At 68.8% G+C, this 9435-nt stretch carries 10 protein-coding genes; 6 read left to right on the forward strand and 4 right to left on the reverse strand.

Going from position 1 to position 9435, the window contains the following annotated elements; translation table 11 throughout:
* The coding region (locus ACTICP_RS14785; RefSeq protein WP_441893675.1) for a zinc-binding dehydrogenase at positions 1–362 on the forward strand (362 nt) is incomplete at its 5' end.
* A 1-nt stretch (position 363) separates the two neighbouring features.
* Here the strand turns inward: ACTICP_RS14785 and ACTICP_RS14790 are convergent.
* Positions 364–2559 carry a heavy metal translocating P-type ATPase gene (locus tag ACTICP_RS14790; RefSeq protein ID WP_441893677.1) on the reverse strand — a complete coding sequence of 732 codons (2196 nt, stop codon included), beginning with the start codon at positions 2557–2559 and terminating at the stop codon, positions 364–366.
* 21 nt (positions 2560–2580) lie between these two features.
* On the reverse strand, positions 2581–2790 hold the full coding sequence (locus ACTICP_RS14795; protein ID WP_441893693.1) for a heavy-metal-associated domain-containing protein: 210 nt from the start codon (positions 2788–2790) through the stop codon (positions 2581–2583).
* 104 nt (positions 2791–2894) lie between these two features.
* Between ACTICP_RS14795 and rraA the strand changes: the two genes are divergently transcribed.
* Positions 2895–3362, forward strand: coding sequence for a ribonuclease E activity regulator RraA (gene rraA / locus ACTICP_RS14800; RefSeq protein ID WP_441893679.1), 468 nt, complete (start codon positions 2895–2897; stop codon positions 3360–3362).
* 175 nt (positions 3363–3537) lie between these two features.
* Here the strand turns inward: rraA and ACTICP_RS14805 are convergent, their stop codons facing one another.
* Both ACTICP_RS14805 and truA read right to left on the reverse strand, forming a co-directional pair.
* On the reverse strand, positions 3538–4206 hold the full coding sequence (locus ACTICP_RS14805) for an endonuclease/exonuclease/phosphatase family protein (RefSeq protein ID WP_441893681.1): 669 nt from the start codon (positions 4204–4206) through the stop codon (positions 3538–3540).
* 48 nt (positions 4207–4254) lie between these two features.
* Positions 4255–5097, reverse strand: a complete 843-nt coding sequence (truA, locus tag ACTICP_RS14810; protein WP_441893683.1) for a tRNA pseudouridine(38-40) synthase TruA — start codon at positions 5095–5097, stop codon at positions 4255–4257.
* A gap of 62 nt (positions 5098–5159) precedes the next feature.
* Between truA and ACTICP_RS14815 the strand changes: the two genes are divergently transcribed.
* From ACTICP_RS14815 to glmM, 4 genes are all read left to right on the forward strand, one after another.
* Positions 5160–7058, forward strand: coding sequence for an acyltransferase family protein (locus ACTICP_RS14815; RefSeq protein ID WP_441893685.1), 1899 nt, complete (start codon positions 5160–5162; stop codon positions 7056–7058).
* A 205-nt stretch (positions 7059–7263) separates the two neighbouring features.
* Positions 7264–7710, forward strand: a complete 447-nt coding sequence (gene rplM, locus ACTICP_RS14820; protein WP_441893687.1) for a 50S ribosomal protein L13 — start codon at positions 7264–7266, stop codon at positions 7708–7710.
* Positions 7711–7736: 26 nt separating this feature from the next.
* Complete coding sequence (gene rpsI, locus ACTICP_RS14825) at positions 7737–8219, forward strand: 30S ribosomal protein S9 (protein ID WP_441893689.1); 483 nt, start codon at positions 7737–7739, stop codon at positions 8217–8219.
* A 14-nt stretch (positions 8220–8233) separates the two neighbouring features.
* Positions 8234–9435, forward strand: a 1202-nt coding sequence (glmM, locus tag ACTICP_RS14830; RefSeq protein ID WP_441893691.1) for a phosphoglucosamine mutase, incomplete at its 3' end; no start/stop codon positions are given.

A 9435-nucleotide genomic window follows, 5' to 3' on the forward strand; every position in this document is an offset into this window, starting at 1 on the left:
GCGAGGACGGTAGGGCCGGTGCCGGAGCCTCCCGCTGTGTCCGCGCCGCACTCGGCAACGCACCCTTCACCCGGGTCGAGCACGCCATCACCCCCGGCGGAGCGCTGCTGCTCGTCATCAATGACCTGCCCGGAGCACTCCGATCACGCGGCCAGAGCCGCAGAACCGGAAAGCTCGTCACCGGAGACGGCGGGAACCCCACAGCGCGAGACCTCGCCGATCTCATCGCCCTTGCCGACGGGGGCCAGCTCCGCCCCGTCATCGACCGCACCTATGATCTGGCCGATATCGTCGACGCGCACCGCTACGTCGACACCGGCCGCAAGGTCGGCAGCGTCGTGCTCCGCATCGGCGCCTCCTGACTCATCTGAACCCTCGCAGCCGCAGGCTGTTGCCGACGACGAACACGCTGGACAGTGCCATCGCCGCTCCTGCGAGCATCGGGTTCAGCATCCCGAGAGCGGCGACCGGGATCGCGGCGACGTTGTACGCGAACGCCCAGAACAGGTTCGTCTTGATGGTGCCGAGCGTCCGGCGCGACAGCCGGATCGCGTCGACGGCGCTGCGCAGATCGCCGCGCACGAGGGCGATGTCGGATGCTTCGATCGCGACGTCCGTGCCGGTTCCCATCGCGAGTCCGAGGTCTGCTTGAACCAGCGCCGGGGCATCATTCACGCCGTCGCCGACCATCGCGACGACCTTCCCGTCGCGCTGCAGCTTCTTGACTACGTCGACCTTGTCCTGCGGCAGCACCTCGGCGATCACCTCGTCGATGCCGACCAGCGCGGCGATGTGGCGGGCGGCCGCCTCATTGTCGCCCGTCAGCAGGATCGGCGTCAGTCCCAGCGCTCGCAGCCCGCGGACGGCCTCGGCACTGGTCGGCTTCACCGTATCGGCCACGATCAGGATGCCGCGGGCGGCACCATCCCACGCGACGGCGACGACAGTCTTGCCCTCGCTCTCGGCCTGCCGCTTCGCCGCAGCGGTCTCGGGGCTCAGCGAAATGCCCCAGTCGGCAAGCAGCGACTCGCGTCCGACGGCGACGCTGCGACCATCGACGACACCCTGCACGCCCGTACCTGCGACGTTGGTGAAATCGGTCACTGGAACGAGCTCGGGAGCGCCGGCGGCGATCGCCTGGGCGATGGGATGCTCGGATGCCTGCTCGACCGCGCCGGCCAGGCGCATCAGCTCCGCAGCATCCACACCGTCCTCGGCGACGACGTCGACGAGCGTCATCCGACCCGCCGTGACCGTTCCAGTCTTGTCGAGCACGACCGTGTCGACTCGGCGGGTGGATTCGAGGACCTCCGGGCCTTTGATGAGAATGCCCATCTGCGCGCCGCGACCCGTGCCGACCAGCAGGGCGGTCGGCGTCGCGAGCCCGAGTGCGCACGGACAGGCGATCACGAGCACGGCGACGGCGGCGGTGAAGGCGGCAGACACCGGGAAACCGGCGATCAGCCAGCCGACGAGAGCCGCCAGCGCGATCACGATGACGATCGGCACGAAGACGCCCGAGATCCGGTCCGCGAGGCGCTGCACGTCGGCTTTGCCGGTCTGCGCGTCTTCGACCAGCTGGGCCATCTGGGCGAGTTGCGTGTCCGAACCGACCCGTGTCGCGCGGACGATGAGCCGACCACTCGCGTTCACCGTCGCTCCGGTGACGGCATCCCCCGTGTCGACCTCGACCGGAACCGACTCACCGGTGAGCATCGAGGCATCCACAGCCGAGTGGCCCGAGATGACGACGCCGTCGGTCGCGATCTTCTCGCCCGGCCGCACGACGAACTCGTCGCCGACGCGCAGCTCCGCGACGGGGATCTTCGTCTCGACCCCGTCGCGGAGCACCGCGACGTCCTTCGCGCCGAGTTCGAGCAGGGCGCGCATCGCGGCACCGGCCCGGCGCTTGGCGCGCTTCTCGAAGTAGCGTCCGGCGAGGATGAACATCGTCACCCCGGCGCCGACCTCGAGGTAGATGTTGGCGGCGCCATCGGAGCGCGACAGCGTGAACTCGAAGCCGTGGGTCATCCCCGGCATCCCGGCAGTGCCGAAGAACAGCGCATACAGCGACCAGCCGAACGCGGCGAGCGTGCCCATCGAGATCAGCGTGTCCATGGTCGCGGCCCCGTGGCGCAGGTTCGTCCACGCGGCCCGGTGGAACGGCCAGGCGCCCCACACGATCACGGGCGCTGCGAGCGCCAGCGACGCCCACTGCCAGTACATGAACTGCAGCGCGGGGATCATCGCCATGAGGATCACGGGCACCGTCAGGATGATCGAGATGACCAGACGCTGGCGGAGCGATGCGAGCTCGGGGTCTTCGTCGGTCGTTTCTTCCTGCTTCGCCGCGGGGAGCTGGGCGGAGTACCCGGCCTTCTCGACCTCGGCGATGAGCACCGACGCGTCGATGCCTGCTGCAGCGGTGACCTTCGCCTTCTCGGTCGCGTAGTTGACGGTCGCCGCGATGCCGTGGAGCTTGTTGAGTTTGCGCTCGATCCGCGTCGCGCACGAGGCGCAGGTCATGCCGCCGATCTCGAGTTCGACGCTGGTCATCATGTTCCCTCTCGGTGGGCGTTCTCAGGCGCGGACGGCGGCGTAGCCCGCCTCGTCGACGGCCGCGAGGACGGCGGCGTCGTCGATCGGAGCGGATGCTGTGACCACGAGCCTGCCGGTCTGCGCGCTGACCTCGATCGTGTCGACGCCCGCGACCTGACCGACCTCTTCGCGCACGGACATCTCGCAGTGTCCACAGGTCATGCCGGTCACCTGGTACTCGGTGGTGCTCATCGTGTTCCCTTCTTCGGATGCCGCGTGCGGCCGTTCACTCACGACAACTGTATACCCCTGGGGGGTATTCCCGCGGGCGATTCCGGCCGTGCAAAGATGGCCGCATGACCAAAGCCACAGCAGACCTCTACGACGAGTTCGGCGACGACCTCCAGTCGGTGTCCATGCAGTTCCGCTCCTTCGGCGGACGTTCAGCGTTCGAGGGGCCGATCCGCACGATCCGCTGCCTCGAGGACAACGCGCTCGTGAAGTCCACGCTCGCGACCCCCGGTGAGGGCGCCGTGCTCGTGATCGACGGGGCGGGCTCGCTGAATACGGCACTGATGGGCGACCTGATCGCCGAGTCGGCTGTGAAGAGCGGCTGGGCCGGCGTCGTCATCCACGGGGCGATCCGCGACAGCGTCGCCGTCGGCGGCCTCGACCTCGGCGTCAAGGCGCTGGGCACGAACCCCCGCAAGAGCGCCAAGCTCGGCGCCGGCGAGATCGACGTGGACCTCGAGTTCGGGGGAGTGGTCTTCCGCGTCGGCAAGCGCCTCTACGCCGACGAGGACGGCATCCTGGTCGAGCGCTGACGCGGGCGGCGTGCGCCGCCGTACGCCCCGCCGCGCCCCGTCGTGCGTCCGGCGACCGCCCACCCCCGTGTTCAGGTCGCAAACTGTGCCGGTATGGCGCGGCCGGAGCGGCAGGATTCGCGACCTGAACATGGTGGTCGCGGTTGCCCGGCAGCAGCGGCGGCGCCGCCCGGCGTCAGCCGACGGCGGCGCTGACCAGGATCGGCCGGTGGTCGCTCGACCGCTGCGGCAGCGTCGTGATCCGGTCGATGCGGAACCCGTCGGATGTCGCGAAGTCGTAGTGCCCCTTGAACACCCGGTACCGCGTGTAGGTGCGGTCGTCGCTCAGGGTGAGCGCGTAGCCGTGGTCGCGCACGCGCTGGCCGAGGTTCTCCTTGAAGACGGGGTAGTTGTAGTCGCCGACCATGAGCACGGGCAGTCCTGGTCCCATCGATTCGAGTTCCGTGAGCGCCGCGCGGATCTGGTTGCGGCGCAGGGAGTTCAGGGCGGTGAGCGGGGCCGCGTGGAACGAGGCGACGATGAGCTCCTGCCCGTTGTCGATGTCCTGCAGCCGCACGCCGAGCACTCGCTCGTGAGCGGGTTTGAGCATCATGTCGTGCAGCGACTTCTTCAGCCCGATCGTGCGGATGTCTCTCAGCTGGAACGTGTTGCTCCGGTAGTAGAGCGCGAGCCCGAGCCGGTTCCCCTGCGTCGCGTCGGCGAGCGTGAGACCGCCGATCTCGTCGGGCAGAGCGGCGACATCGCACTCCTGCAGGCACAGCAGATCAGGCTCGTGCTCGGCGACGAGCTCTTCGAGCTCTTCGGCGGCGCGATGCTTGCGCAGGTTGTACGAGATGACCTTCATCATCGCTACGCTACTGCGCTCACCTGAGTCAGAGGTGTCGAAACGCGCCTATTCCGCATCGCGCCGCGCGCGGGTCTGCTCGGCCCGGTCGGCGAGCAGATGGTCCTCCGGGTACCCGACCGCCGTCAGCGTGAGTCCGCGCGCCGCGAGCACCTTGAACTCGCTGGTGCGTCGCAGGGCGTCGCGCAGGACGACGAGGTCTGAGACATCGAGTCGCTGCTCGCCGACGGCCGCGCATGCGCCGACGAGCGCGCGGACCATGCTGTGGCAGAACGCGTCGGCCTTCACTTCCGCAACGAGAACGCCAGCGGCATCCCGCGTCCACCGGTAGTCGAGGAGCGTGCGGATCGTCGTCGCATCGTCGCGCGCCTTGCAGTAGGCCGCGAAGTCATGCAGGCCGATCAGGGAGCGGGCCGCAGCATCCATCGCGTCGGCATCGAGAGACCCGCGGATGCTGGTGGTGTCGAGCCTGCGCGCCGGATCGAAGCCGGCCACGTCGTCGGCGAGACGGTACCGGTACCGGCGCCACACGGCCGAGAACCGCGCATCGAATCCGTCCGGCGCGAGCGACGAGCGGTGCACCGTGACGTCGGGGTACGCGCCCAGCACCCCGCGCATGCGCGCGGCGATGGATCCTGCCGGGTCGGTGGCCGCACGACCGTGACGCGCCTCGATCCGCGCCCACTGCGTCTCGTCGAGGTCGACGTGCGCGACCTGTCCGGCGGCGTGCACCCCGGCATCCGTTCGTCCGGCGACGACGAACTGCGCCTCCGAGCCGATGATCCGCGCCAGCGCCGCCTCGAGCGTGCCCTGCACCGTGCGCAGGCCGGGCTGCTTCGCCCACCCGCGAAAATGCGTGCCGTCATACGCGATGTCCAAGCGGATTCTCACGTGTCCAGCCTAAACTGGAGCTTTGATCTCGCACGGCTCCCGCCGTCGCGCGAATGCAGATGATGCCGAACCAGACCACGACCTCTCCCCGCTTCGCAGGCCTCGACGGTCTGCGGGCGATAGCGGTCACTCTGGTGGTCGTGTACCACCTGTTCCCAGACTCTCCGCTGCGCAGCGGGTTCGTCGGCGTCGACGTGTTCTTCGTGATCAGCGGGTTTCTCATCACCTCGTTGCTGCTGCGTCCCTCACGGCTCGGCAGGCTGGGATCGCCGCGCCGCCTCATCGACTTCTGGCGGCGGCGCGCGCGGCGTCTGCTGCCCGCGCTCGCGGTCGTCGTCACCGTCTGCGCGACGGCCGCCTGGCTGCTCGGCGGCGACCTCTTGGTCGGCATGGGGCGCCAGGTGCTGGGCGCTGCGACCTTCAGCTACAACTGGCTCGCCGTCGCCGACGGCACCGACTACTTCGCGGCAACCGCGCCCGAACTGTTCCGCAACTTCTGGTCGCTCGCCGTCGAGGAGCAGTTCTACGTCCTCTGGCCGCTGCTCCTTCCGCTCGTCCTGCTGATCCCCGGCCGCTGGTCGCGCGTCGCGCTCATGCTCGTCGCCGCCGGCGGATCGGCGTTGTGGATGGCGCAGCTCGTCGCGTCCGGCGAAGTCACGCGCGCATACTTCGGCACAGACGCCCACGCGTTCGGACTGCTGCTCGGCATCGCGCTCGCGCTCGCCATCGCGAACATGCCGGAGAAGACATGGATGCTGTCGCGTACCGCCCGCACGGCATCACTGCTCGTCGGCGCGGTCGGCATCGCGGCGATCGTCGCGGCAGCGCTGCTGCCCGAGACCTCGGATGCTGCGACCTTCCCCGGTTCGCTGCTGCTGGCGACGACGGGGTCGGCGCTTGCCGTCTTCGCCGGCGTGTGGCCGGGGGCATGGGTCGGGCGCGCCCTCGACGTGCAGCCCCTGCGGTGGATCGGCGAACGGTCGTACGGCATCTATCTGTGGCACTGGCCCGTGCTCGTGCTGCTCCTCGTCGGCGCGCAGGGGATCGGGCCGGAAGCCGGGGTTCCCGTGTGGGTCGGGGTGCTCACGCTCGTGCTCTCGGTAGGAGCGGCTGCGGCGTCGTACCGCTTCATCGAGTGGCCGATCCGCCGGTACGGATTCCGCCATGCGCTGCGCGCCCTGGGCCGGCGGATCGCCGGGCGCCCGGTCAGTCGTCTCGCCGGGCTCACCGCCCTCGGCGTTGTGGTGGTGGCCATCGGCGGGACGACGGGTGCGGTCGTGAACGCTCCGCACACCACGACGGCGGTCGCGGCGATCGATCGCGGCCAGGATGCGCTCGACGATGCCGCCGAAACGCCGACGCCGAGCGCGACGCCCTCGCCGACGCCCACCGAGGACGAGATCATCGTTCCGCCGGGGGAGGAGATCTCGGCGGTCGGCGATTCGGTGATGCTCGCTTCGGCGCCGTCGCTGCTGGCGGCGTTCCCCGGGATCACGGTGGATGCCGAGGTATCGCGATCGATCTGGGCCGGGCCCGAGCTGCTGAACAATCTGCTCGCAAGCGGTGAGCTGCGCGAGAACGTGGTGGTCGCGCTCGGCACGAACGGGCCGGTGGACCAGGGGGTGCTCGAAGAGATGGCGCAGATCGCCGGGCCCGAGCGCAATCTCATCCTCGTGAACGCCCACGCGCCGCGCGACTGGATCCCCGGTGTCAACGCCGACCTCGACGCCTTCGCCGACAGCCACCGCGGCGTGTGGGTCGCAGACTGGGACGGCGCCATCACGCCGCACGCGGACCTGCTCGCCGGTGACGGCATCCACCCGGATGATGGCGGGGGCGATGTGTTCGCAGCATCCGTCGGCAATGCCCTCGAGAGTGTCGAGAAGGATCGTCTGCGCGCCGAGAAGCTCGCAGCCAACGCGCCGTCCGGGCGTGCCTCGCGGGTGCCGTTCCCCGAGTGATCGCCGGGCGCAGAGGGCCCGGCCGCGCCGCCCACTGTCGCGCAGTTGGCACACCTGCCCCGGATGCCGTAAGCTAGCCCCTTGGTGCCGACTGCGTGCACCACGAACGTGAGCCCTCCACTGGCGTGTTCGAGTCACTAGACGAAGAACCACCCCGGAGTGGGATTCACGAACCTCTCCGTTCGAACAAGAAAGCAGCACTATTGTGACGCGCACATACACCCCGAAGACCGGGCAGGTCCAGCGTGACTGGGTCGTCATCGACGCCACCGACGTCGTTCTCGGTCGCCTGGCTTCGCAGACCGCAGCGCTCCTGCGCGGCAAGCACAAGCCGATCTTCGCCAACCACGTCGACGTCGGCGACTTCGTCGTCATCATCAACGCCGACAAGGTCGCCCTCACCGGCCAGAAGCTCCAGAAGAAGATGGCCTACCGCCACTCCGGCTACCCGGGTGGTCTGAAGTCGGTCTCCTACGAAGAGCTCCTTGAGAAGAACCCCGTTCGCGCTGTCGAGAAGGCCGTTCGCGGCATGCTCCCCAAGAACAGCCTGGGCCGCCAGCAGCTGTCGAAGCTCAAGGTCTACACGGGCGCAGAGCACCCCCACGCCGCGCAGCAGCCGCAGCCGTACACCCTCGACCAGGTCGCCCAGTAAGCGCCGCAACGACTAAGGACATACTCGTGGCTGACATCGAATCAACCGAAACCCCGCAGAACTACTCGACCTCCAGCCCGGAGACCGTGACGACCGAGGCGGCTCCCCGTCCGGTGCTGAACGTCTCGGGTGCTGCCGTCGGTCGCCGCAAGCAGGCCATCGCCCGCGTGCGCGTGATCCCCGGCTCTGGCACCATCACGGTCAACGGCCGTGCGCTCGAGGACTACTTCCCGAACAAGCTGCACCAGCAGCTGATCAACGACCCCTTCACGGTGCTGAACCTTGAGGGCTCGTACGACGTCATCGCCCGCATCTCCGGCGGAGGCGACTCGGGTCAGGCTGGCGCGCTGCGTCTCGGCATCGCTCGTGCCCTCAACGGCATCGACGTCGAGAACAACCGTGCAACGCTCAAGAAGGCCGGATTCCTCTCTCGTGACGCCCGCGTCATCGAGCGCAAGAAGGCCGGACTCAAGAAGGCCCGTAAGGCGCCGCAGTACTCGAAGCGCTAAGGGTTCACACCCCGATGCCGCTTTTCGGCACAGACGGCGTGCGAGGTCTTGCCAATGGCATCCTCACCGCCGATCTGGCGCTCACCCTGGCCCAGGCGACCGCTGTCGTCCTGGGCCAGGGCCGCACCGCAGAGGCTCGCAAGGCCGAAGGCCGCCGGCTGTCCGCCGTCGTCGCCCGCGACCCGCGCGTCTCCGGTGAATTCCTCGTCGCCGCCGTATCGGCAGGCCTCGCAGCATCCGGAGTCGACGTCCTCGATGCGGGAGTCGTGCCCACCCCGGCACTGGCCTTCCTCATCGGCGACCACGATGCCGACTTCGGCGTCATGGTCTCGGCGTCGCACAACCCGGCACCTGACAACGGCATCAAGATCTTCGCCCGTGGCGGCGTGAAGCTTCCCGACATCGTCGAGCAGCGCATCGAATCCGCGATGAAGTGGGACAAGCTCCTGCCGACCGGCGCTGGTGTCGGGCGCATCCAGCGCTTCTCCGACGCTGAAGACCGTTACAAGCTGCATCTGCTCGGCTCCCTGCCGCATGCCCTCGACGGCATACACGTGGTGCTCGACTGCGCGCACGGCGCGGCATCGGGGGTGTCGCCCGAGACATTCAAGGATGCCGGGGCCACCGTCACCGTGATCGGCGCCGACCCCGACGGCATCAACATCAACGATGGCGTCGGCTCCACGCACCTCGACAACCTCGCCGAGGCCGTCGTGCGCCTGGGTGCAGACGTCGGAATCGCCCACGACGGCGACGCCGACCGCTGCCTGGCGGTGGATGCCGACGGCACCATCATCGACGGTGACCAGATCATGGCGATCCTGGCCGTGTCGATGAAAGAGCGCGGCCACCTCACCGACGACACGCTCGTCGCGACCGTCATGAGCAACCTCGGGCTCCACCGGGCGATGGAGGAGCACGGCATCACCGTCCGGCAGACCTCCGTCGGCGACCGGTACGTGCTCGAAGACATGAACGCGAACGGCTTCGCACTGGGTGGTGAGCAGTCGGGGCACGTCATCATGAGCGAGTTCGCCACCACCGGTGACGGCGTGCTGACGGGCCTGCACCTGGTCGCCGAGATGGCACGCAAGAAGAAGTCGCTCGCCGAGCTCGCGGCCGTGATGACCGTCTACCCGCAGGTGCTCATCAACGTGCGCGACGTCGACAAGGATCGTTGCGCCGATGACGAGGGCGTGCAGGATGCTGTCGCCGC

Source organism: Microbacterium sp., assembly GCF_052102115.1.
Taxonomy (GTDB): domain Bacteria; phylum Actinomycetota; class Actinomycetes; order Actinomycetales; family Microbacteriaceae; genus Microbacterium.